Origin of the sequence: Maribacter algae, assembly GCF_047345745.1 — a bacterium.
Lineage (GTDB): Bacteria > Bacteroidota > Bacteroidia > Flavobacteriales > Flavobacteriaceae > Maribacter.
The window spans coordinates 140,450-161,718 of sequence record NZ_JBLFES010000002.1 but is presented as its reverse complement, the minus strand read 5'-3'; the positions used below and the strand labels follow the sequence as shown (position 1 = coordinate 161,718).

The 21,269-nt window shown below is 37.7% G+C and carries 23 protein-coding genes and 1 other RNA gene; 10 read left to right on the top strand and 14 right to left on the bottom strand.

Annotated features, from left to right (window positions below; all coding sequences use genetic code 11):
- Window positions 1–18: 18 nt before the first annotated feature.
- Window positions 19–597, bottom strand: coding sequence for a DUF4126 domain-containing protein (locus ACKWBX_RS07985; RefSeq protein ID WP_413968147.1), 579 nt, complete (start codon window positions 595–597; stop codon window positions 19–21).
- A gap of 76 nt (window positions 598–673) precedes the next feature.
- Window positions 674–2,107, bottom strand: coding sequence for an ATP-dependent DNA helicase (locus tag ACKWBX_RS07980; RefSeq protein ID WP_413968146.1), 1,434 nt, complete (start codon window positions 2,105–2,107; stop codon window positions 674–676).
- A gap of 101 nt (window positions 2,108–2,208) precedes the next feature.
- Here ACKWBX_RS07980 and ACKWBX_RS07975 point away from each other — a divergent pair, with 101 nt between their 5' ends.
- Genes ACKWBX_RS07975 through ACKWBX_RS07945 form a run of 7 tightly spaced genes read left to right on the top strand, consistent with a single transcriptional unit; the run spans window position 2,209 to window position 6,488 of the window.
- Window positions 2,209–2,856 carry a hypothetical protein gene (locus ACKWBX_RS07975; protein ID WP_413968145.1) on the top strand — a complete coding sequence of 216 codons (648 nt, stop codon included), beginning with the start codon at window positions 2,209–2,211 and terminating at the stop codon, window positions 2,854–2,856.
- The gene (locus tag ACKWBX_RS07970) at window positions 2,834–3,670 is read left to right on the top strand and encodes a DUF3822 family protein (RefSeq protein WP_413968144.1); all 837 of its coding nucleotides are present in this window, start codon (window positions 2,834–2,836) and stop codon (window positions 3,668–3,670) included. The genes ACKWBX_RS07975 and ACKWBX_RS07970 overlap by 23 nt, the downstream gene beginning before the upstream one ends.
- Window positions 3,670–4,212: an RsmD family RNA methyltransferase gene (locus tag ACKWBX_RS07965; RefSeq protein ID WP_413968143.1), complete on the top strand. Its 543-nt coding sequence runs from the start codon at window positions 3,670–3,672 to the stop codon at window positions 4,210–4,212. Before ACKWBX_RS07970 ends, ACKWBX_RS07965 begins: the two co-directional genes overlap by 1 nt.
- 3 nt (window positions 4,213–4,215) lie before the next feature.
- Window positions 4,216–4,605, top strand: coding sequence for a DoxX-like family protein (locus ACKWBX_RS07960; protein ID WP_413968865.1), 390 nt, complete (start codon window positions 4,216–4,218; stop codon window positions 4,603–4,605).
- Entirely contained in the window at window positions 4,606–5,340 is a 735-nt protein-coding gene (locus ACKWBX_RS07955) for a DUF2071 domain-containing protein (protein WP_413968142.1), read from the top strand.
- On the top strand, window positions 5,331–6,083 hold the full coding sequence (locus tag ACKWBX_RS07950) for a class I SAM-dependent methyltransferase (RefSeq protein ID WP_413968141.1): 753 nt from the start codon (window positions 5,331–5,333) through the stop codon (window positions 6,081–6,083). Before ACKWBX_RS07955 ends, ACKWBX_RS07950 begins: the two co-directional genes overlap by 10 nt.
- Before the next feature lie 9 nt (window positions 6,084–6,092).
- A complete protein-coding gene (locus tag ACKWBX_RS07945) occupies window positions 6,093–6,488 on the top strand; it encodes a hypothetical protein (RefSeq protein ID WP_413968140.1) in 396 nt (131 codons plus the stop codon).
- A gap of 104 nt (window positions 6,489–6,592) precedes the next feature.
- On the opposite strand, the gene ACKWBX_RS07940 is transcribed toward ACKWBX_RS07945, so the two are convergent.
- Window positions 6,593–8,107 (bottom strand): NADP-dependent isocitrate dehydrogenase, encoded by a 1,515-nt coding sequence (locus tag ACKWBX_RS07940; RefSeq protein WP_413968139.1) that lies wholly within the window; start codon window positions 8,105–8,107, stop codon window positions 6,593–6,595.
- 335 nt (window positions 8,108–8,442) lie between these two features.
- An RNA gene (rnpB, locus tag ACKWBX_RS07935) (RNase P RNA component class A) lies at window positions 8,443–8,752 on the bottom strand.
- 107 nt (window positions 8,753–8,859) lie between these two features.
- Between rnpB and ACKWBX_RS07930 the strand changes: the two genes are divergently transcribed.
- The gene (locus tag ACKWBX_RS07930; RefSeq protein ID WP_413968138.1) at window positions 8,860–10,695 is read left to right on the top strand and encodes a DNA polymerase III subunit gamma/tau; all 1,836 of its coding nucleotides are present in this window, start codon (window positions 8,860–8,862) and stop codon (window positions 10,693–10,695) included.
- Here ACKWBX_RS07930 and ACKWBX_RS07925 read toward each other — a convergent pair.
- Window positions 10,672–11,037 (bottom strand): transmembrane 220 family protein, encoded by a 366-nt coding sequence (locus ACKWBX_RS07925; protein ID WP_413968137.1) that lies wholly within the window; start codon window positions 11,035–11,037, stop codon window positions 10,672–10,674. The genes ACKWBX_RS07930 and ACKWBX_RS07925 overlap by 24 nt on opposite strands.
- A gap of 121 nt (window positions 11,038–11,158) precedes the next feature.
- Between ACKWBX_RS07925 and ACKWBX_RS07920 the strand changes: the two genes are divergently transcribed.
- On the top strand, window positions 11,159–11,740 hold the full coding sequence (locus ACKWBX_RS07920; protein WP_413968136.1) for a MiaE family protein: 582 nt from the start codon (window positions 11,159–11,161) through the stop codon (window positions 11,738–11,740).
- Between the two features lie 57 nt (window positions 11,741–11,797).
- Here ACKWBX_RS07920 and ppk1 read toward each other — a convergent pair whose 3' ends face one another.
- The 7 genes from ppk1 to pyrR all read right to left on the bottom strand — a co-directional run bounded on the left by ppk1 (window position 11,798) and on the right by pyrR (window position 18,036).
- A complete protein-coding gene (gene ppk1, locus ACKWBX_RS07915) occupies window positions 11,798–13,882 on the bottom strand; it encodes a polyphosphate kinase 1 (protein ID WP_413968135.1) in 2,085 nt (694 codons plus the stop codon).
- Window positions 13,882–14,367: a SixA phosphatase family protein gene (locus tag ACKWBX_RS07910; protein ID WP_413968134.1), complete on the bottom strand. Its 486-nt coding sequence runs from the start codon at window positions 14,365–14,367 to the stop codon at window positions 13,882–13,884. Before ACKWBX_RS07910 ends, ppk1 begins: the two co-directional genes overlap by 1 nt.
- Before the next feature lie 11 nt (window positions 14,368–14,378).
- Entirely contained in the window at window positions 14,379–15,026 is a 648-nt protein-coding gene (gene pdxH / locus ACKWBX_RS07905) for a pyridoxamine 5'-phosphate oxidase (protein WP_413968133.1), read from the bottom strand.
- Between the two features lie 113 nt (window positions 15,027–15,139).
- On the bottom strand, window positions 15,140–16,045 hold the full coding sequence (locus tag ACKWBX_RS07900; RefSeq protein WP_413968132.1) for a ribonuclease Z: 906 nt from the start codon (window positions 16,043–16,045) through the stop codon (window positions 15,140–15,142).
- Between the two features lie 182 nt (window positions 16,046–16,227).
- Entirely contained in the window at window positions 16,228–16,560 is a 333-nt protein-coding gene (locus tag ACKWBX_RS07895) for a ribonuclease Z (protein WP_413968131.1), read from the bottom strand.
- A gap of 4 nt (window positions 16,561–16,564) precedes the next feature.
- Window positions 16,565–17,494, bottom strand: coding sequence for an aspartate carbamoyltransferase catalytic subunit (locus ACKWBX_RS07890; protein WP_413968130.1), 930 nt, complete (start codon window positions 17,492–17,494; stop codon window positions 16,565–16,567).
- 2 nt (window positions 17,495–17,496) lie between these two features.
- A complete protein-coding gene (gene pyrR / locus ACKWBX_RS07885) occupies window positions 17,497–18,036 on the bottom strand; it encodes a bifunctional pyr operon transcriptional regulator/uracil phosphoribosyltransferase PyrR (protein ID WP_413968129.1) in 540 nt (179 codons plus the stop codon).
- Window positions 18,037–18,528: 492 nt separating this feature from the next.
- Between pyrR and ACKWBX_RS07880 the strand changes: the two genes are divergently transcribed.
- Window positions 18,529–19,068, top strand: a complete 540-nt coding sequence (locus ACKWBX_RS07880; protein ID WP_413968864.1) for an alpha/beta fold hydrolase — start codon at window positions 18,529–18,531, stop codon at window positions 19,066–19,068.
- A gap of 787 nt (window positions 19,069–19,855) precedes the next feature.
- Here the strand turns inward: ACKWBX_RS07880 and ACKWBX_RS07875 are convergent.
- Entirely contained in the window at window positions 19,856–20,122 is a 267-nt protein-coding gene (locus ACKWBX_RS07875; protein ID WP_413968128.1) for a carboxypeptidase-like regulatory domain-containing protein, read from the bottom strand.
- 104 nt (window positions 20,123–20,226) lie between these two features.
- Window positions 20,227–21,087 carry a carboxypeptidase-like regulatory domain-containing protein gene (locus ACKWBX_RS07870; protein ID WP_413968127.1) on the bottom strand — a complete coding sequence of 287 codons (861 nt, stop codon included), beginning with the start codon at window positions 21,085–21,087 and terminating at the stop codon, window positions 20,227–20,229.
- Between the last annotated feature and the right edge of the window lie 182 nt (window positions 21,088–21,269).

The window sequence follows — 21,269 nt, the reverse complement described above, 5'->3', positions numbered from 1 at the left end:
TCGTGATTTTCATTTCGCTCATGATTGGGTATTATTTTTTTTCGGCCTTAAACTTCTATAGATCCTGAAAATTATCGTCAAAATAATGATGACCAATACCGCTGCCAAAATAGGGGCAAAAATAGATGCTGCCGTAACCACTACCGCAGTTCCCGTTTCAACCGTTGAAACTACGGGATTGGCCAAACCACCTGTAGTCGCGGAAGAAGTAAGACGACCTGTTGCGCTTGCGCCCTTGATAGCCGTAGCGGTGCCCCCACCGGCAATGATGGCCAATGACCAAGTGACCACAGGGTCCAAGTTAGCCACCGTAGATACCATGACCGCAGTTCCGGCAATCGCAGCTAACGGGACTGCAATACTGTCCAATAAATTATCTACCCAAGGAATAAAATAAGCGAATATTTCTATGACCATAGCGACTCCCAATGTGAGCGTTGCCGTAAGACTCCCTATCCATTCCCAATTCTCGTTTAAATCCCAAAGTCCGAAATATGAGGCAAGGCTCAATGCAAAAAGGGGCAAGAATACCCTAAAACCTACTGAAGCTGCAAGTCCTACACCTAAAAAAATACTGATAACGGTTTCCGAGGTCATGGTTATAATTCAAATCCAACGTAAATAGCTTTATGCAACGCCACCACGTTGTATGGTTTACTAAATTACTTTTTTCCTATTCAACAAAAAAATCGTCCTTGAAACCTATCAAATATAGCTTTTGTTTTGCTCGGGTCACCGCAGTGTATAACCATCTTAGATATTCACGGTCCGGACCATTTGGCAAATACGGTTGTTCCACAAAAACGGTATTCCATTGCCCTCCCTGAGATTTATGACAGGTAATGGCATAAGAGAATTTAACCTGTAGGCCATTAAAATATTTATTGTTCTTAACTCCTAAGAACTTCTTGTACTTGGATTTTTCATGGGCAAAATCTTTCATTACTTCTTGATACAGCTTATTGCCATCCTCATAGGAAAGAGAAGGTGATTCCGCTTTTATGGTATCCAACAACAAAACAGTTTCAAAGGGTTTCATATTGGGATAATCCACCATTTTCACTTTCACCTCTGCAAACCGAAAACCATATAGTTCCTTGAAATTGAATATCTCCAAGACTTCTATAATATCACCATTGGCAATAAAACCAGCTTCAGAATTGGGTTTTAACCAAAAGTAATTGTTCTTGACCACCATCATGTAATCCCCAACGGCAAGTTCGTTCTCCAAAAAGAGAATCCGCTCCCTGATATTCAGGTTATATAGATTAGCCCTTTTGTTGGACCTTACGATGATAGCGGTCTCCTCTTTTCCATTTTCAGAATAGGAACCGTCTATAGCTTCCTGGATTTCGTGCCCATCTATGAGTCTAACTATATCTTTGAAAGTATTTAGATTAAATTGAAATCCATCGAAAAAATCACTCTGCAATTGTTCCCGTAGCATTGTAGCATTGACTAAAATACCCGAATCCTGGGCTTGCCGTACTACTTCATCCAGCTCTAACCGGACCACTTCTTTATTATAATTAAGGGACAATTTATCCTCGTCCAAAGCAGGACTTAATTGAAGATGTACCGGTGGTAACTGGGCCGTATCCCCAATCAGAATCATTTTACAGTTATGCCCGGAGTACACGAACATCATTAAATCATCCAACAAAGACCCATTTTCAAAAAGTTTTGAATCTGCCGGTGTATCGGGAATCATGGAAGCCTCATCAATTATAAAAACAGTATCCCTATGCTTATTCGGAGCCAAAACAAACTGTACGCCTCCCCCACTTTGTTTTTTGGGAAAGTATATTTTTCTGTGTATGGTAAAAGCCTGCGTATTGGAATAGTTGCTCATCACCTTGGCAGCACGGCCAGTGGGCGCCATTAAGACCGATTTCATCCTGGCTTTCCAGAGACTGTTTACTACAGTCCCGATCAAAGTGGTTTTTCCCGTTCCCGCAAACCCTTTTAGAAGAAATACTTCGTCCTTTTTGTCCCCTAAAATAAACGCCGCCAATTTCTGTAACACCACCTCCTGTTTTAGGGTAGGTTCGTGCGGAAACTTGGATTCCAATATTTTAAAAAAACTAACAGATGTAAGGGCTTTCATAAGGGTTCAAAGATAAAGATGATTTTTAGGCCAAAAACTTTTCCCATTAAAAAAAAATTGTAGATTTGTGAGAACCACTAAATTAAATTAACACTTAAGAAATGAAGACCATAATACAGATTGTACTTTGGATTGGATGTATCTTTTTGGGATACCTTATCTATAATTCTATTACAGGACCTATAGAATTCAAAAAAGTTAAGCAAGAACGTTTTGGAAAAGTAGTTGCCAAATTAAAGGATATTAGAAACTCTCAGGAAGCTTACAAAACGGTCAATGGAAGGTATGCCAAAGATTTTAATAGCTTAATCAAATTCGTTGATACCGGAAAATATGTCATTACCACACAAAAGGATTCTTCTTTTATGCGATATGATAAGACGTATCAAATTGATTTACAAAAAGATACGGTGATAATAGACACTTTAGGTTTTGTTTCTGTAAAAGATTCTTTGTTCAAAAAAGATACACGCTACAAGAACTTGATGGATGTTCCCGGAGTTCCCGGAGAAAAAATCATCATGAAAGCCGATATTATTGAAAAAAGTGGCTATCGGGCTCCCGTTTTTGAGGCTAAAGTCCCTAAAAGCATATTATTGGCAGATCAGCCAAAAGATTTGGTAGCTCGTGAAAATGCACAAATAAGTGTTGAAGAGGTGAATGGCTCGGAAATTATAGTAGGTTCATTAGAAGAAGTCAGCACTAGCGGTAATTGGCCTCCTGTTTATGATAAAAAAGAAGACAACTAATCCGATAGACATAGCGGATAAGAATTTTAAGAAATTGTCCATTCAGGTTAGCTTGAATGGACTTTCTTTTTGTGTGGCCGATACCGTTTCGCAGAAAATCATCAATTCCGATAGTATTCAATTTTCAAAGGAACAAAATCCTATTGCACTTAAAAAAAAATTGCAAGGTCTACTTGAAAGGTACCAACTTCCCAAAAAACGATTTGATGACGTGGTAGTGGTACACCGGAACACCCTTTTCGGTTTGGTTCCCAAACCATTGTTCAATCCTGAAAATCTCTCGGAATATCTAAAATTCAACATCAAAGTCCTTACTACCGATATTTTGGCCTTTGACGAAGTGGAAAATCAGGAAATGATAAACGTCTATGTGCCGTACATGAACATCAACAATTATGTGTACGATCTTTTTGGAGAATTTACCTATATGCACAACGGTACGGTCTTGATACAATCGTTGCTGAACAACTACGGACATCAAAAAGATGCAATATGTTATGTTTATGTGGGGAAAAAGCAAATGGATATTGTTGTCTTACAACAGAAACAACTAAAGCTCTACAATAGCTTTTTATATGAAACTAAAGAGGATTTTGTTTATTACCTCTTATTTGTATTGGAGCAATTGGATTTGGATACGGAAACCGTTCCGGTGAAGTTGTTCGGTACTATCGAGGAGGACGATGCCGTTTTTCAACTCTGCTATAAATACGTTCAGCACATTTCCATTTTTGTGCCCTCAACACCACACCATCTTCAACTGGGCGAACCAGAAACAGCGTCTATTGACTTTACTGTACTTAACACTATTTAATGCGAATTATCTCAGGAAAACATAGGGGCAGACAACTTACGGCTCCAAAGAAATTACCAGTGCGACCTACCACTGATATGGCCAAAGAGGCACTTTTCAATATTCTGAACAACACATATTATTTTGGGGATATCAAGGTGTTGGATTTATTCTCTGGCACGGGAAATATCAGTTTTGAATTTGCTTCTCGCGGTTGTAACGATATTCTTGCGATCGATGTGCACGCGGGATGCATACAGTATATCGATAAAATTGCGAACGATTTGGAAATGGGCATCCGAACCCTAAAGAGCGATGTCTTTTCTTTTTTAGCCCAAAACACTGAAAAATTTGACATCATTTTTGCGGATCCCTTCTATGATATGGAACTGACGGATTTTGAAAAAATCCCGGAATTAGTTTTCAAAAACGAATTACTGTTAGAAGAGGGCATACTGATTATAGAACATGCCAAACAAAGCAGCTTGGAACACTTGCCACATTTTGAGCGTTCCCGAAAATATGGAGGGAGTGTTTTTAGTTTTTTTAAATATGATTCATAAAATATCGTCATAAAGGAATTTCACTCCATACTCACTTTCCTTATTGCAGCTGTCTGGCTGATCAATGGACTTGTTTGTAAAGTTTTGAACCTTGTTCCCAGACATGGACAAATCGTAGGGCAAATTTTGGGTGATGAGTTCTCTAGACCCTTAACTTTAGCAATCGGAGTTTCAGAAATCATAATGGCCGTTTGGGTGCTATCAAGATATAAATCACGTTTAAATACCATGGCTCAAATGGGTATTGTGGCCGTTATGAATATTTTGGAGTTCTTACTGGTTCCAGATTTGTTGCTTTGGGGAAAATTTAATTCTCTTTTCGCTTTATTGTTCATCGGTATAGTGTATTATAATGAGTTTATATTAAAGGAAAAATTGAACAGGAAAAGCTAAATGGAATTCTTAAAAAATCATCCTTTTGCGGTAGAGACTTATTTTGAAAATTCAATTGTACTTACCTACGCCATTGCGAAAGAAGAATTACAGGGGTTCATCCCCGAATGCTTGGAGTTGGATACTTTTGAGGAAAAATGGGCATTCGTAGCTTTGGCCATGGTGAATACAAAAGGCCTGCGCCCTAAAGGTTTTCCCAGATTTATGGGGAACAACTTTTTCTTGATCGGATATCGGGTATTTGTTCGCTATACGGATGAAAGAGGAAAGCGATTACGAGGCCTATATATTTTAAAATCCGAGACCAATAAAAGTAAGATGTCTTTCTTCGGGAATATGTTTACCCACTATAATTACACCACCACGGATATAGAATACAAAGCCAAAGGTCAAAACCTAAAAATCAGTTCAAAGAAATCGGGCTTGGATGTTGTTCTCAATATAAAGCAACTAGAGGTACTATTGCCGAAAGATTCACCATTTAAAGAATGGAAAGAAGCCAGACGTTTTGCAGGTCCATTACCCTTCACCTTCACTTACAACAAAGAAAAAAAAGAGGTCTTGATTATTGAAGGGGTTCGGCAAAACTGGAAACCACGACCACTTCATATCGAAAAGGCGGAAGTAGGGTTTATAAAGACCAAAGGCTTTAAAAATATACAACTTGCAAATGCTTTTATCGTTAGTAATATTCCATATCACTGGAAAAAAGGAAGGATAGAGTCATGGAAGTAAAACGGAGAAAATTTCAAGGAGTACTCAATATTCTAAGCTTCAACAGACACTTTTATATCATAGGCCTATTGATGTTGGGAGCAATCATTACTGGTCTGGTAGTATTTAAGGTTCCTGCAATCTGGACCTGGATTATCATTGGAGCGTTTCTATATGGTCTTGTAATGCCTTTAATAGTTTCTGCCTATGTATATGATTTTTCAGGATATTATGATTTTAAATGGTTGAAAAATCTTCATTTGATTGAAAAAAAACCAAAACAGCTCGTCAATATCAATGCTGGTTTTGATGAAACGAGCTTCATACTAAAAAATAATTTTCCCGAATCCGATTTAAAGGTGTTCGATTTTTATAATGCCGAGCAACATACCGAACCTGCCATTGTAAGGGCCAGAAAAGTAAGTCTGGTCTATCCGAACACTCGCCAAATAGCATCGGATAAAATTCCTTTGGAGGATAAGTCGGTCGATGCCGTTTTTCTACTCTCTGCATTACATGAGATTCGTTCCCATAAAGAGAAAGTACTATTTCTAAAAGAATGCCATAGAATCTGCAAAGCCGATGGTAAGATTATTACCGTTGAACATTTAAGGGATGTTCCCAACTTTTTTGCATTCTCCGTTGGTTTTACACATTTCTTTTCCCGTAATGCTTGGAAAAAAGCATTTAAGGAAGCAGGTTTTTCTTCCTTTGGGGAAAAAAAATTCACTCCGTTTATGTCTATCTTCACTTGCTGTCCTTAACCTTTAACAATGCAAATTCATTTCAAAATTATTGGAATATTGCTTATGGCCTTGGCCTTGATACATGTCATTTTCCCCAGGTATTTTAATTGGAAAAAAGAACTCCAAGCATTGAGTTTAATCAACCGACAAATGATGACCGTACACACGATTTTCATAGCCCTCACGGTATTCTTGATGGGACTGTTGTGCTTTACTTCAACGAGTGATTTGATCGAAACCAAACTTGGAAAAACTATTTCCCTTGGTTTTGGAATCTTTTGGGGAATTAGGTTTTTTGTTCAGTTTTTTGGATACTCTGCAAAATTATGGAAAGGAAAAGCTTTTGAGACCACCGTTCATATTCTGGCTATAAGTCTTTGGGGGTATTTAGTCGTTGTATTTTTCGCTAACGCAGTTTATTAGAGAAGTAATTTCGGCAAAACGTTCAATTTCTATCAAAATAAAAGTCCATGCTTCCGCATGGACTTTTTAAACTAATCTAACCAATAATCAACTCAAACTAATCCTTATTCCCCTTGACCTAATGAGAAAGCCCTTTTTCCATTGAACTCATAGAGGTTTTCCGTTTTTATAACATCGAATCCTTCGTTATGGAGTCTGGACAACAATGCCACTACTTGCTCGTATTCTACCGGTTCATACACTGGTGTACTCCCATTGATCTGGGCATCGATCGCGACAAATCTGCACCTCCAATGATCAGTACAATATGTTTCCTTCATCCCACCGGGGAATACTTTTACGCCCCGATTGGTAATCATTTTTAATTTTAATTTGAAGGAATTTATTTTGGACAGGGCTTTGCCTATAATCTCTGGGTCGGAACCCTTCCAATCTATAAAAGCGTCTAAACCTAACAATTGCTTTTTCTCTTCTTTTCTTTTATATGGCGGAATCGTGATGACCCCTTTTCCATTAGCGATATTGCTTACCGGTAATTCATTGGGTTGCTGGTCTAGTCTAGCTATCACCTCCAACGCAAATTCCGATGTAGATACTTTTTGTTTACTAGCATCTTCGTTATAAATATCGGCTGTATGATAACCCTCTTCAATGGTTGTCAACCAGGCGTTTTTAATTTTATCCGCAATTTCAGTCTGTCCTATATGTGCCAACATGGAAACCGAAGCGTTTATTAATCCGGACGGGTTTGCAATACCCTTACCGGAAATATCCGGTGCAGAACCATGAATCGCTTCAAACATAGCTACATTGGTTCCAATATTGGCAGAACCTGCCATCCCCACTGAGCCCGCTATTTCTGCAACGATATCGGAAATAATATCTCCGTATAGGTTGGATGTTACCACAACATCATAATTTTCAGGGTTGGCCGCTAATCGCGCTGCCCCTATATCTATAATTTGGGCATCACTTTCAATCTCGGGATATTCTGCAGAAATTTCATTGAACACTTGATGAAAGAGTCCGTCCGTAAGTTTCATGATATTATCCTTGACCATGCAAGTCACTTTCTTCCTGCCATACACTCTGGCATATTCAAAAGCGTATCTCACGATACGTTCACAACCTGGTCTCGTAATCAACTTTAAACACTGCACTACGTCTTGCGTCTGCTGATGCTCTATCCCTGCATATAAATCTTCTTCATTTTCCCTGATAACGACCACATCCATTTGTGGAAAATTGGTCTCTACATGAGGGTACAAGGCACTTACCGGTCTAACATTGGCAAACAGACCAAGCGATTTACGCAAGGTTACGTTCAAACTTTTATAACCTTTTCCTTGGGGAGTGGTTATGGGCGCTTTTAATATTATTTTATTTCTATTGATAACTTCCCATGATTCTTTACTAATACCGGCAGAATTTCCCGAAAGGTAAACCTGTTCCCCTAATTCTATAAATTCAGGTTCTATCCTTGCCCCAGCGGCGTTGAGAATTTTCAGGGTAGCTTCCATAATTTCCGGACCTATCCCATCGCCTTTGGCTACGGCTACCTTGACCATTTTATGGGTACTATTCTTTGAAACTTTTTGACTTACTGTACTAGTTTTCATAAATGCATGAGTTAATATTTAAAGGTAAATTTCATCTTTTTAATTCATATATTTTTATTTATGTTTTTCATAATATATATAAATAATATTTATGTTTAATCGGATTTATAAGCAGGAATCGATACTGAAGTTGGAAAAATATACTGTAAATGTTCGGAATCAATATAAAATTAAACGGGAAGGAGCTCTAAAAAAGACCCCTCGGCTGCGCTCGGGGTTAATTCGATTACACAAATCAAAGATTTGCTGTCGTGAGGAGCAGCAAAACGATGGAGACCCCTCGGCTGCGCTCGGGGTTAATTCGATTACACAAATCAAAGATTTGTTATCTCATTAAAAAAAGCAGGCCGTAAGCCGGATTCTGTATATCCTTATCATTTATCTAGGCCTTTAGTTGCCCAAAGGCTCCAACCGCCTACCCTTCGGCTCGGACGCGCCGCCCTCTCCCGATATACATCGGGGTACCGGTTTACATGACGTTTCACCGCATAGAGTTTACCTGATTTCACTACAGCCTGACTGTACTTGCTTTCTGTTGCACTGGTCCTCGCCTTTCGGCGGACGGGCGTTACCCGCTATGCTGCACTATGGTGTCCGGACTTTCCTCTCCCAATAGTTATCAGGAGCGATAAGGTGGCCTGCTCCTCGCAAATGTACTTCAATTGTTGATAACTAAGGATGATATCTATTTTAAATAACAGGCTAAATACCTTGCGATTTTTATATTTGTACAAGCACTGAATCAGTATATTTTGGAACCCTTTATCGTATCGGCAAGAAAGTATAGACCCCAAACATTTAAAGATGTTGTGGGACAACAGGCGATTACCAATACGCTCCAAAATGCCATAGACCATAACCACTTGGCACAGGCGCTTTTGTTTTGTGGGCCCCGTGGTGTCGGAAAAACTACTTGTGCGCGTATTTTGGCCAAACAGATAAACTCCGATGGTACGGAAAGTGCGGAGGAGGATTTTGCCTTTAATATTTTTGAGTTGGATGCCGCTTCCAACAACTCTGTAGATGATATTCGTAGTTTAATAGATCAAGTAAGGATTCCACCTCAGGTAGGGAAATATAAGGTCTATATCATTGACGAGGTGCATATGCTCTCACAATCGGCCTTTAATGCCTTTTTAAAGACATTGGAAGAACCGCCCAAACACGCTATTTTTATTTTAGCGACTACGGAAAAACATAAAATTATACCCACTATACTTTCCCGGTGTCAAATATTTGATTTTAAACGCATTACCGTAAAAGATGCTGCGGAATATTTAAAATATATTGCTGAAAGCCAAGGGGTAAATGCAGATGAAAACGCATTACATATTATCGCCCAAAAGGCGGATGGTGCCATGCGGGATGCGCTCTCTATATTTGACCGTGTTGTAAGTTTTTCAGGTTCGGAATTGACCCGTAAAGCGGTTACCGAAAACTTAAATGTATTGGATTACGATACTTATTTTGAAGCTACGGACCTTATCCTGCAACATAATATTCCCCAGCTCCTTATTTTGTTCAATAAGACATTATCATTAGGCTTTGATGGGCATCATTTTATAACTGGACTAGCATCCCATTTTAGGGATTTGATGGTTTGTCAACATCAAGATACCATTGCTTTGTTGGAAGTGGGCGAAACCGCTCAAAAAAGCTACAAGGAGCAAGCAGAAAAAACAGCTGGAAACTTTCTTTTGAAAGCTTTGGATATGGCCAATGATTGCGATTTAAAATACAAGACCAGTAAAAATCAACGGCTATTGGTAGAGTTAACATTGATGAAACTGGCCTCTATCGACTTTGATGGAGAAAAAAAAAATCCTGAGTCTGTAGCACTTGAGAATACCAAAATTGATTTCATAGCGCCAGCTGCATTTTTTCAAGGAACCACATTTTCCAAAACAAGTGACGTTCCTAAAGTTGAAGATAAGATAGCTCCTCAAGGAAAGGAACCCGAAACACCATCGGTATCCAACAACGGTTCGGAAGAAGAAAAACAGATTGAGAAAATTACCGAAGTAACCGAAACCGATGAAGGGCCCATTACTGCAGCTTCAACTTCCGAAGGAACCCTAATAGTTCAGGAACCTATCGCCAAAAAGATAAACATAGCTGCCCCCGCTAAAAGAGTTTCTGGACTTTCCATTTCTAGCCTTAAAGCTAAAAAAGAACATGAACTCAAACGAATTGAGGTCGTTATAGACGAAGATAGTCTACCGAAAGAAGATTTTAAAGAGGAAGATCTGCAAAAACACTGGGAAGATTTTGTCACCCGAATTGATGGTAAAGGACAAAAAATACTCGCTTCAAATCTAAATGTGGACAAACCAAGATTGGGAGAAAATTTCACCGTTCATATTGAACTGCCCAACAGCAGTATGAAAAAGGAAATTGAGCGCGGACAGTTTGAGCTTATGAACTATTTAAGGGAAAAACTGAACAATCATTTTATTCAACTGGTAATAAAAGTGAACGAAGAAAGTGCAAAAAAGTTTGCTTTTACCCCTGAAGAAAAATATCAAAAACTGCGAGAAAAGAATCCGACTATAGATCTATTACGATCAACTTTTGATTTGGACCTTTGATGTTTTCTTTATCCGGAAAGCAAAAAGTAAGAGTACTACGGCAATAATCAACAATCCGAAAGCCTCTCTTCCGAGTTCAACGGTCTTAATATCGCCATCGTTTAAATCAAAGCCTTGAAAATTGGTGGGGTATAAATATATAAATCCAATAATCCCTAGAATTCCAAACACGAAGGGTATTAAAAACCCTATTTTATCCAAAGCGAACAATAAGGAAATCACTGCCGCTACGGCATAAATTAAAATCCATTGTAACGAATCCGGGTCATTATACTGTACAATGGCCCCCAAAATAAACAGAACTGCAAATAAGAATCCAAGGAACTTAAAAAAGATATTCATTTTTTGAAGTTTAAATAGGGTGCCAAAATATCTCTTTTTTCCCGAAAATGTATCATTAGAGCCAGAACATCCTTGCTTTCTATTTGAACTATTATTTCTAATTTTACCAAAAATAGAAGCTATGTTAGGCCTTAAACTCCCCACAGATCCGCGTTGGGTAAATATCGTGGAAAAGAACATTGACGAAATTCTTACCGATCATGCCTATTGCGAGCAGAAAGCTGCAAGCACGGCAATTTCATTGATTGTTTCATTTCCTGAATACCCGAAACTCATTCAAGAAATGATAGCACTTTCCCGTGAGGAAATGGGCCATTTTAAAATGGTGCATGATCTTATCCTAGAGCGAGGTAAAACTTTAGGTAGAGACCGTAAAGACGAATATGTTCTACAACTTGTAAAATTCTTTCCAAAAGGTGGAAGCCGTACTACGCAACTTGTTCATAGATTGTTATACGCCGCATTGATCGAGGCACGGAGTTGTGAACGTTTCCGCTTACTTTCAGAGGAACTGGAAGACAAAAAACTGGCAGAGTTCTATCATAAATTAATGATCAGCGAAGCGAGTCATTATACGATGTTTTTAAAATTCGCAAGGCAATACGGGGACCGAAAGGAAGTTGACGAGAAATGGCAATCATTGCTCGACTACGAGGCCGAAATCATGGAAAACTTAGGCACTTCGGAAACCATTCACGGTTAGTTATTTTTTATGTAGAAGAGCTATTCATTCTAAATTACTCGCCCTAATACTTGTTTACTATTCCTTCAATTTATTAAGATAATAATCATATAGGGCAAATTGGGAACGTACTTTTTTCTTATCGTTCCTTCGGTATGCGTTATCCTGTGCTTCGTTAAAAACACGGGCTTTAACATTATCGTTCCAAGAAATTTCAAAAGTGTCCAGCAATTCTTGTTTGATATCCGCATCATAGATAGGACAACCAACCTCTACCCTGTTTTCCAAGTTACGCGTCATAAAGTCAGCCGAGGAAATATAAACTTTGGTATCTCCATCATTACAAAAAATGAATAATCTGGGATGTTCTAAAAATTTATCCACTACGCTTATGGCTTCAATATTTTCACTCATGCCGGGCACTCCTGGAATCAAACAACAAATACCTCTTATAATCAATTTTATTTTAACCCCTGCCCTACTTGCCTCGTACAATTTGTCTATCATTTTGTATGAAGTAAAACTGTTCATCTTTATTTTGATAAAAGCTTCTTTTCCTGCCTTGGCATTTTCAATCTCTTGATCTATTAAATTTTTAAATACGGTCTTGGTATAATGTGGAGATACCACCAAGTGTTTGTACTTATTTATTTTATAGGTGGTTTCAAAAAAATCGAATACCTTGTTCAATTCTTTCAGAATAGGCACATGTGCCGTAAAGAGGGTATAATCCGTATAAATTTTTGCTGTAGATTCATTAAAATTACCTGTGCTTATAAATCCGTAACGTGTCATTTGACCTTCCTCTTCACGTTCTATCAAACATATTTTACTGTGTACTTTAAGTCCGGGAACACCAAAAATGAGCTTGACCCCTTCTGCCTGTAGTTCCTCTGCATATCTAATATTGGCATGCTCGTCAAAACGGGCGCGAAGCTCAATTTGCAGGGTAACCTGTTTCCCATTCTTTACGGCATTGGCCAAACAAGCCGCCACTTGAGAGTCATTGGCCAAACGGTACACGGTAATTTTTATAGCTTTTACCTTTGGGTCCAAGGCCGCTTCTCGCAAAAACTTTAAAACGTATGAATAATTGTGATATGGTGCATAAAGCAAATAATCCTTTTCCGCGATTCGTTCCAACAAACTTCCCTCCAAACTGAGTCCTTTAACCGGTAAAGGAGTGATTTTTTCATATTGAAGATCTTTTCTTCCCAAACTGGGAAATGCCATGTAGTCACGCTTGTTGTGATAACGCCCACCGGGAATAACGCTATCCGTATCCTCCACATCCATTTTTTCCTTTAGAAATTCCAACGTATCCGTTTCGATATTTTTATCATATACAAAACGAACCGGATCACTTATTTTACGGTGCTCGACACTGGAGTAAATCTTTTCGATAAAACTTTTACTAAGGTCATTATCAATATCCAATTCCGCATCCCTTGTAATTTTTATCATATGGGCCGATATGGAACTATAATCGAACATGGGGAAGATACTATCCATACAAAACCGGATAACATCATCCAACATGATCACATAATCCTTTTCTCCTTCTCTTGGGAGCACTACAAAACGCTCTATACCTTTGGGAATTTCTATGAGGGCGAATCTTTTTTCTATTCTTTCGGAAGTTTCCTTAGTGCGGTCCTCGCTTTTGAGAATCATTTTAATGGCCAAATATGCGGCCGTATCCTTAAGCGTCGGAAATTCTGCCAAATCGCTCAGAATGATAGTCATTAATTGAGGACTCACGTTTTGAAGAAAATATTTCTTCACGAATTTCTGCTGACCTTCGGAAAGCTCCGTTTCCCGTATCAGAAATATATTCTGTGTTTCCAACTCTTTTTCAATCTCTAAAATGATATCGATACTGCGAGACTGCTGTTCGATAACAATTTTGGTGATTTCTTCCAAAAGATCTTTTGCGACCTCACCGCCAAGAACGCTTTTCCCCTTTTTACCGGCTTCTACGATACGCTTTACCGTTGCATAACGCACTTTGAAGAACTCATCCAGATTATTGGAAAAGATTCCGGTAAAACGCAATCTCTCGATCAAGGGAACATTTTTATCGGCACTTTCCTGAAGTACGCGTTCATTAAATCTTAGCCAACTGATTTCCCTATTTATATATTGGTTTTTGGTCTTTATCATTATCTTAAGTGTTTCGGAAATAGGGTTAAAATTGTTTTTCCTTTTGTTATGCTACTCCATTGATCAACTTTAAACTGTATTTGTGCTAAACCACTTGTAGGAAGATTATCAATATAATTATCTCCCAAAGCATTTACGAGATGGGTGAAGGCATGATTGTGGCCAAAAATGATAATGGAGTTTAGCGTATTTGAAGTGCCCTTTAAAAAATCAAGTACTTGATCACCGGAAAAATCATATAGCTCATTGGCAACGGTAAACTTTTCCAAAGAATGTCCAAGCTTTCTCAAACAAATCATAGCAGTATGTAACGCTCTGTTTGCCGGGCTCGAAAAGGCATAATCGATTACTATTTTTTTTCTTGAAAGTTCCGCGCCTATTAGATGGGCATCGTTTACCCCCCTTTGTAACAAAGACCTATCTTGGTCGCTCACGTTATGTTCCCATGAGGATTTGCCGTGACGCATGAGTATCAGATTTTTCATTTTATTCCATTTTAAGGAGCCAAACGTTCTATTTTCCAGTCCAAGTTCTTCTGTAAGATATACCGAATACGATCGTGTAATCGGTTGGGTCTACCTTGCCAAAACTCCATTGAAACAGGCTTTACGATGAATCCGCCCCAATAATCGGGTCGTTCTATTTCCTTCCCTTCATATTCTTTTTCCAAAGCTTTAAGTTTTGATTCCAAAACTGCTCTGGAAGCAATTACCTGACTTTGGTCAGATACAATAGCGCCCAACTTGCTTCCTTCCGGTCTGGATTCAAAATAACCATCGGACATATTTTCGGAAACTTTCTCTGCTTTTCCCTTAATAATTACTTGACGTTCCAGGTTGGGCCAAAAGAAAGAAATACAAACATTAGGATTGGCAGCAATAGCTTTGCTTTTCTCACTTTTATAGTTGGTATAGAAAATAAAACCCTCGTGCGTATATTTTTTTAGGAGCACTACCCTGTTTTTAGGATAACCATCTTTTCCTATGGTAGACACGGTCATTGCGTTGGGTTCGTCAACACTATCAGACTGCTCCACCTCATAGAACCACGTCTGAAATAGTTGTATGGGGTTATCCGATATTTGGTCCTCTAACAGTGCACTTTTTTCGTACGATTTCCTGTAATTCCCTAAGTCTTTCTGCATGTTTTTATCCTTCTAAACAAGATAATCAAAGTTCTTGAAAAGAAGGGAGAATTAAAAGGAAGTATTGTGCTTTATTGGTAATTTAATCGTTCTAAAATCTTGACATTTAAAACTTAAAAATCGAAAGATTTACCATCATCCGCCAAAAGTGTATTTGAGAAAATAGTAACAGCTTCTTTTTTAAAAAGTTCAATGGATTTGTATCGTGTGGAATAATGCCCTAAAATCAGTGTGCCTGCACTTGCCATTTCTGCAATGGTTGCGGCTTCTTTTGCCGTTGCATGTTTCGTTTTAGGAGCCAATTTAGCTTCGGTCTCCAAAAAGGTGGCCTCATGGTATAGCACATCTACCTTGCTGATTTGAGGAACAATATCCGGTTTAAAAGCCGTATCACTACAAAAAGCATACGATTTAGGAGGTTCCGGATCAAATGTCAATAACGTATTGGAAACAATGGTACCATCATCCTGAACCACCTCTTTTCCTTTCTTTATGTTTCGAAAATAAGCTTGGTCGATCTTATATTTTGCAACAGCTTCTACATTTAACTTTCGCTCCCCCAGTTTTTCCCTAAAAAGAAATCCGTTCGTGTACACCCTATGATTCAAAGGGATGGTTTCCACCGTCACTTTTTCATCTTCAAAAATAAGTTCCGGTTTCTTTGAAGTTAGTTCGTGAAAAATTAGATGATAATTGGTCCAGGAATCGCCTAGTTTTAATAAAAGCGTTATAGCTTCTTTGATTCCTTTTGGACCATAAATATGCATCTCTTTATCCCTGCCCAACAACCTAAATGTAGAGATCAACCCCGGTAATCCAAAAAAATGATCACCATGCAAATGGGAGATAAAAATATGATTGATTCTCGAAAACCGAATTTTGTGCTTACGAAGTTGTACCTGTGTTCCTTCCCCACAATCTATCAAAAACATGTGATTTTTGAACTCCAAAACCTGTGAAGTAGGGTTGGTCATTGTTCTGGGAGTGGCGGCATAACAACCTAGAATCGTGAGGCGCATGCTAATTAAAAATTGAGAATGGAAAATGGAAGGAAAGACATATATTTTATTTCAATTATTATTTTTTGAAGATTTCAGTATTGAAGCCAGTAATTTTATGATTTATATAAAAGATAACTTCTAACGTAAATTGAAAACTTTGTCTGTTATAACATTTTCCCTTTTCAATCTGAAATTTTCGATTAAATTCCTAAATCTCTCTCTATTTCCTCCATTTCAATAATGTCTTTGGCTTCCTGAAGGGTGGGTGTTACTATAATTTCTTCAGGAACTTCGTCATAGGTCACTTTATCCGTTACGATGACAAAAGATTTACCTCCATCCCTATGTTTGTTTGAAATATCCAAGAATTCCAGCACATCATCCGATGTCAGTTTTTTGAACGTAAACAGGTTTAAGATCAAATTGTCATTTTTAAGTTTTGGGTATGCCTCATCTAAATTTTTCAAAAAAACAGGTAACGATGTTTTCTCCTGATACACTGTAATTATGGTACCTTCCTTATCAAAAATCATAATTTTACTGTTTAATTTTAGAGGCTAAAAGATAAATGACCGCCATTCTTATGGCCACACCATTTTCGACCTGATTCAAGATGATGGATTGCTTGGAATCGGCCACATCACTTGTAATTTCCACCCCTCTATTGATGGGGCCAGGATGCATGATGACAATTTCCTTGTTCAAGCTATTCAATAGTTTTCTATTCACCCCGAATTGCTGTGTGTATTCCCGAGTGGTCGGAAAATAGCTAATGTCCAATCTTTCATTTTGAATGCGAAGCATATTGGCCACATCGCACCATTCCAGTGCCTTTTTTAGATTCGTCTCTACATCAACGCCTAAAGACGTTATATACTTTGGAAGCAATGTTTTAGGTCCGCATACTTTCACGTTAGCCCCTTGCAATTTTAAAGCGAATATATTGGACAAGGCTACCCTTGAATGTAAAATATCCCCAACAATGACTACATTTTTACCCGTTACATCTCCAAGTTTTTCCCGAATGGAATAGGAATCTAAAAGTGCTTGGGTAGGGTGTTCATGTGCTCCGTCACCGGCGTTTATGATCGATGCTTTTACGTGTTTGGACAAGAATATGGCCGCTCCCGGATTGGGATGTCGCATGACCACCATGTCCACTTTCATGGAAAGAATGTTATTGACCGTATCAATTAAAGTTTCGCCTTTTTTAACGGAAGATTGGCTCGCAGAAAAATTAAGCACGTCCGCAGAAAGTCGCTTTTCCGCAAGTTCAAAAGATAGTTTAGTTCTGGTACTGTTTTCAAAAAAAATATTGGCAATGGTAATATCACGTAAGGAAGGAACTTTTTTAATAGATCTGTTGATGACTTCCTTGAAATGATCTGCGGTTTCAAAAATGAGTTGAATATCCGATTCTTTCAGATATTTTATGCCCAATAAGTGATTTACACTCAGTTCGCTCATCCTTATCTATTAATCAAGTATATTTTATCTTCACCATCGTTCTCTTTCCACATGACCTGCACTTTTTCATTATCAATAGCATCAACCTGTCTCCCCCTATAATTGGGCTGTATGGGTAGATGTCTGCTAAAACGTCTATCAATAAGGGTAAGTAGCTCTACCTCTAGAGGTCTTCCAAAAGACTGTAAGGCCGTAAGCGCCGCATTGATACTTCGTCCTGTATAAAGAACGTCATCGATCAAGACCACTTTTTTATCCTCTATCAAAAAATTGATTTTTGTCTTTGTGGCTTCCAGTGTTTTGTCGCCCCTTCTAAAATCGTCCCGGTAAAATGTAATATCCAATACGCCAAGGTCAATTTCTTTTACTCCGTACTCCTCTTTCAAAATTTTACAAAGCCTTTCTGCCACGAAAATTCCTCTAGGTTGAATTCCTATCAGAACGGTATTCTTAAAATCAAGATGATTCTCAAGGAGTTGACAAGCCAAACGATGTAGAATGATGTTTATTTCTTTTGAGGAGAGTAGTACTTTTTGACTCATATTGGTCTATCCACAGGTATAGCAAGGCAAAAATAGGTAATTCTTCCAAATATTGATGCTGAACTCAGTCCTAGGGCATAAAAAAGCCCCAACATACATGTCGGAACTTCCATTCTATTCAGAAAAATGAAGACGCACATTACCAATTATGATTTATTTAATAGTTTTTACTTGACTTTAATAATTCAAACAAATCCAATAAATTGTCATAATGCAGAATCATTATATTATTTCTTTTTAAATACTTTCTCTTTAACTCATATATTTTTTCCTTAAAATCTGTTCTGCGTACCGCGAATACGGCATAGATTAACCTTGACTTGTCCAATGTTAAAAATTCTTTTGGAAAGTTTCTGACCATTAGGATTTTCCAATTCAACAAAAACAAAGTTGCAATCTCCAGATACCTTTCCGATTAAAAGGTAATCAGCTTTAAATGTAGATGTCAATTCAAACTCTTTGAATAAAAACGCCTCGTGATGTCCAAAGCAAATCGGACTCATAGGTCACAGTGAAGGCGGCATTATTGCGCTTATGGTAGCGGCTGAAAATAAAGATGTTGCGTTTATTGTTCTGATGGCAGGTATAGGTATCACAGGACAAGAATTGCTCATCAAACAACAACGCCTTATTGGTAAAGTGTATGGTATGAGTGAAGAAGATTTGATCAAAGCCGCAGAAATTAATACTGCGGTGATGCAAACCATTAAGAATTCAGAGGATGTAACAGGACTCAAACCAAAACTACAAGCGCAAATTGAAGGCTTACTTGCCGATATTCCCGATAACGAATTACCCGTTGGCGTTTCAAAAGATAAGAATTTTATTGCGCAGCAGGTAGAATTACTCACCTCTCCTTGGATGCAATATTTTATAAAATACGACCCCACTGAAACTTTGATGCAAGTTGACTGCCCTGTTTTAGCAATTAATGGAGATAAAGATTTGCAAGTACCCGCTCAAGAAAATTTGGCGGCTATTAAAAAGAGTATTAATGCGGGCGGTAACAATGACGTTACCACGCAAAGCTAAGCCAATTTAAATCACCTTTTTCAAGAAAGTCAATACGGCTCACCAACGGAATACGCGATTATAGAGCAGACGATTTCGCCTGTGGCTTTGGAGGTGATTACGGAGTGGGTGAAGGGGGAGACTCTAGACTAACGAGAAGATAACTCAAGCGTCAGCTGAATATATTCGTTATTCGCTTAATATAATTTCAACTGCTAAATGATTAAATTTTCCTCGAAACTTTTCATAATCTTGTAAAGCCCGCGGTTTTTTTCCAATGGCCTTGTTCATAAAGCCAACTTCCATCGCTGGTTTTGAGTTGTTCAAAGCCGATATACGGTTGAAAACTGCTCCAAACAGCTACATTATTTTTGGTTCTCTGCCACTCTACAGCTACAAAAAAGCCTTCTTCTGGAAAAAAAATAGACTCCTTATCAATATCAATTTTACAGATATGTTTCCCTTTTTTTCGGTATCACTTTAATGTTCTTTGCATAAATATAATTTTCAGGAGCACTGTTTTCTCCTACTGCGAAAAGTCGAACGTTAAAAGGAGCCTCAGTGCGATCGTTTTTAATTAACAGCCTTATTTCCTTCAAAAAAGGAGTTGTATTATACTCTTTTTTAAACGGAAAGTATTTCGCGTAAATTATAGGTTTACCGAATCCAGGTATAAAGATTTCTGTATCGGCTCTTCTTAAATGACCTATTTTTCTGCGTAGCCTGCGTCTTGTTTTTCTAGCTTGAACAATAGCCTCATTTAATTCAATAATTTGTTGCTCTAAGTAGATTGTATCCTTTATTTTTTTTAGCTTATACGCTTAGTTTCATAGCCTACCGCCGATAATATCACTTTTTCTGCACCAAAAGTTTTTTTAAAACTAAAAAAGCCCTTTTCATCTGAAAAGGTTCCTTGGCCCTTGCATGTTAACCAGATATTAACTTGTGGTATTGGTTTGTTAGAAAGGGAATCAATTACTACTGCATTTGTTTGCGCATTACATACACCATATAATAATAGAAAAGTGATGAGAATAGGTGGTTCGATACTTAATCTATTAAAGAAATTACTCATAATTTAAAATCATCTTAAGTAAAATGACATATATCAAAACTAAATTGGCAATTTACTTTGACTTTAAAACTCAAGGCTTAAAAGCTGTTGAAATCAACTAATTCTCATTCGCTCAATATGAGTTCAGCGGCCAAGTGCCGATACTCACCTCTAGGAACACCTTCGTTAGACAGCTCCCACATAGGCTTCCATACGCCTCTACGGTAAAACCAGCTTCCTTCATTGTTATCATGAATTTCAAAACCGATATAAGGTTCAAAACTGTTCCAAATACTCAAATTTTCTTTTACTCTCACCCATTCAACACCCAAGAAAAAACCATCTTCAGGAAAAACGATATTTTCATCATTGAGATCTATTCTGGTTATTTTCTTTCCTTTTCTAGTTAAAACTCTAATATTTTTGGAATAAATATAACCATCTGGAAAGCTATCTTTTCCGACCGAAAATAATCGAATATTGAATGATGCATGTTCATAACTACTTTGAGTAAATAATCTTATCTCCTTAAGAAAACGTGTTTTACGGTACTCTTTTTTATAGGGAAAGTATTTGGCTAGTATTTGCGGATTTTCAAAACCTGGTAAAATACTTTTAATTCTTAGTCTATTAATTCTATTGACCCTTTTGGTTAAGCGTCTTTTCGATTTACGGGCTTGTACCACTGCTTCGTTTAAGACTGTAGTTTGTGGGGAAAGCAAGATTTTTTCGTGGATTTGATTTATGGGTACTTCTTTAGTCTTATACCCAACAGCTGAAAAAATCACTTTTTCTGCACCAAAAGTTTTTTTAAAACTAAAAAAGCCCTTTTCATCTGAAAAGGTTCCTTGGCCTTTGTCTGTTAACCAGATATTTACCTGAGAAACTGATTCACCAGTAATGGAGTCGATTATCGTAGCTTCCATTTGAGCATTAGTAGAACATAAAAAGGGTAAGAAGAGTATTAACCCGAAATTTTTAATCATAGTGCAGATTTTGATTTGCAAACTAAAACAAAAAGAACAACGTTATTTCTAATCGACCATAGTGAAATAAAAATAGTTTTGAATCCCTTGAAAAATAGTGTACACTAACGATGAGCAATAACTACTGTTCATTTAAAAAAAGAGCATTCAAAAAAAATCCCCAACAACTTTAAAAAGTCGTC

Excerpts from the sequence above, each read along its gene's own strand:
- ACKWBX_RS07975 (WP_413968145.1), top strand. The coding sequence starts at position 2,209 with ATGAAGACCATAATACAGATTGTACTTTGGATTGGATGTATCTTTTTG.
- ACKWBX_RS07895 (WP_413968131.1), bottom strand. The coding sequence starts at position 16,560 with ATGATTTTTGATAAGGAAGGTACCATAATTACAGTGTATCAGGAGAAA.
- pyrR (WP_413968129.1), bottom strand. The coding sequence starts at position 18,036 with ATGAGTCAAAAAGTACTACTCTCCTCAAAAGAAATAAACATCATTCTA.
- ACKWBX_RS07870 (WP_413968127.1), bottom strand. The coding sequence starts at position 21,087 with ATGATTAAAAATTTCGGGTTAATACTCTTCTTACCCTTTTTATGTTCT.
- ACKWBX_RS07875 (WP_413968128.1), bottom strand. The coding sequence starts at position 20,122 with ATGAGTAATTTCTTTAATAGATTAAGTATCGAACCACCTATTCTCATC.
- ppk1 (WP_413968135.1), bottom strand. The coding sequence starts at position 13,882 with ATGATAAAGACCAAAAACCAATATATAAATAGGGAAATCAGTTGGCTA.
- ACKWBX_RS07945 (WP_413968140.1), top strand. The coding sequence starts at position 6,093 with ATGCAAATTCATTTCAAAATTATTGGAATATTGCTTATGGCCTTGGCC.
- ACKWBX_RS07920 (WP_413968136.1), top strand. The coding sequence starts at position 11,159 with ATGTTAGGCCTTAAACTCCCCACAGATCCGCGTTGGGTAAATATCGTG.
- ACKWBX_RS07970 (WP_413968144.1), top strand. The coding sequence starts at position 2,834 with ATGATAAAAAAGAAGACAACTAATCCGATAGACATAGCGGATAAGAAT.
- ACKWBX_RS07980 (WP_413968146.1), bottom strand. The coding sequence starts at position 2,107 with ATGAAAGCCCTTACATCTGTTAGTTTTTTTAAAATATTGGAATCCAAG.
- ACKWBX_RS07985 (WP_413968147.1), bottom strand. The coding sequence starts at position 597 with ATGACCTCGGAAACCGTTATCAGTATTTTTTTAGGTGTAGGACTTGCA.
- ACKWBX_RS07965 (WP_413968143.1), top strand. The coding sequence starts at position 3,670 with ATGCGAATTATCTCAGGAAAACATAGGGGCAGACAACTTACGGCTCCA.
- ACKWBX_RS07890 (WP_413968130.1), bottom strand. The coding sequence starts at position 17,494 with ATGAGCGAACTGAGTGTAAATCACTTATTGGGCATAAAATATCTGAAA.
- ACKWBX_RS07925 (WP_413968137.1), bottom strand. The coding sequence starts at position 11,037 with ATGAATATCTTTTTTAAGTTCCTTGGATTCTTATTTGCAGTTCTGTTT.
- ACKWBX_RS07955 (WP_413968142.1), top strand. The coding sequence starts at position 4,606 with ATGGAATTCTTAAAAAATCATCCTTTTGCGGTAGAGACTTATTTTGAA.
- ACKWBX_RS07910 (WP_413968134.1), bottom strand. The coding sequence starts at position 14,367 with ATGAAAAATCTGATACTCATGCGTCACGGCAAATCCTCATGGGAACAT.
- ACKWBX_RS07940 (WP_413968139.1), bottom strand. The coding sequence starts at position 8,107 with ATGAAAACTAGTACAGTAAGTCAAAAAGTTTCAAAGAATAGTACCCAT.
- ACKWBX_RS07950 (WP_413968141.1), top strand. The coding sequence starts at position 5,331 with ATGGAAGTAAAACGGAGAAAATTTCAAGGAGTACTCAATATTCTAAGC.
- pdxH (WP_413968133.1), bottom strand. The coding sequence starts at position 15,026 with ATGCAGAAAGACTTAGGGAATTACAGGAAATCGTACGAAAAAAGTGCA.
- ACKWBX_RS07900 (WP_413968132.1), bottom strand. The coding sequence starts at position 16,045 with ATGCGCCTCACGATTCTAGGTTGTTATGCCGCCACTCCCAGAACAATG.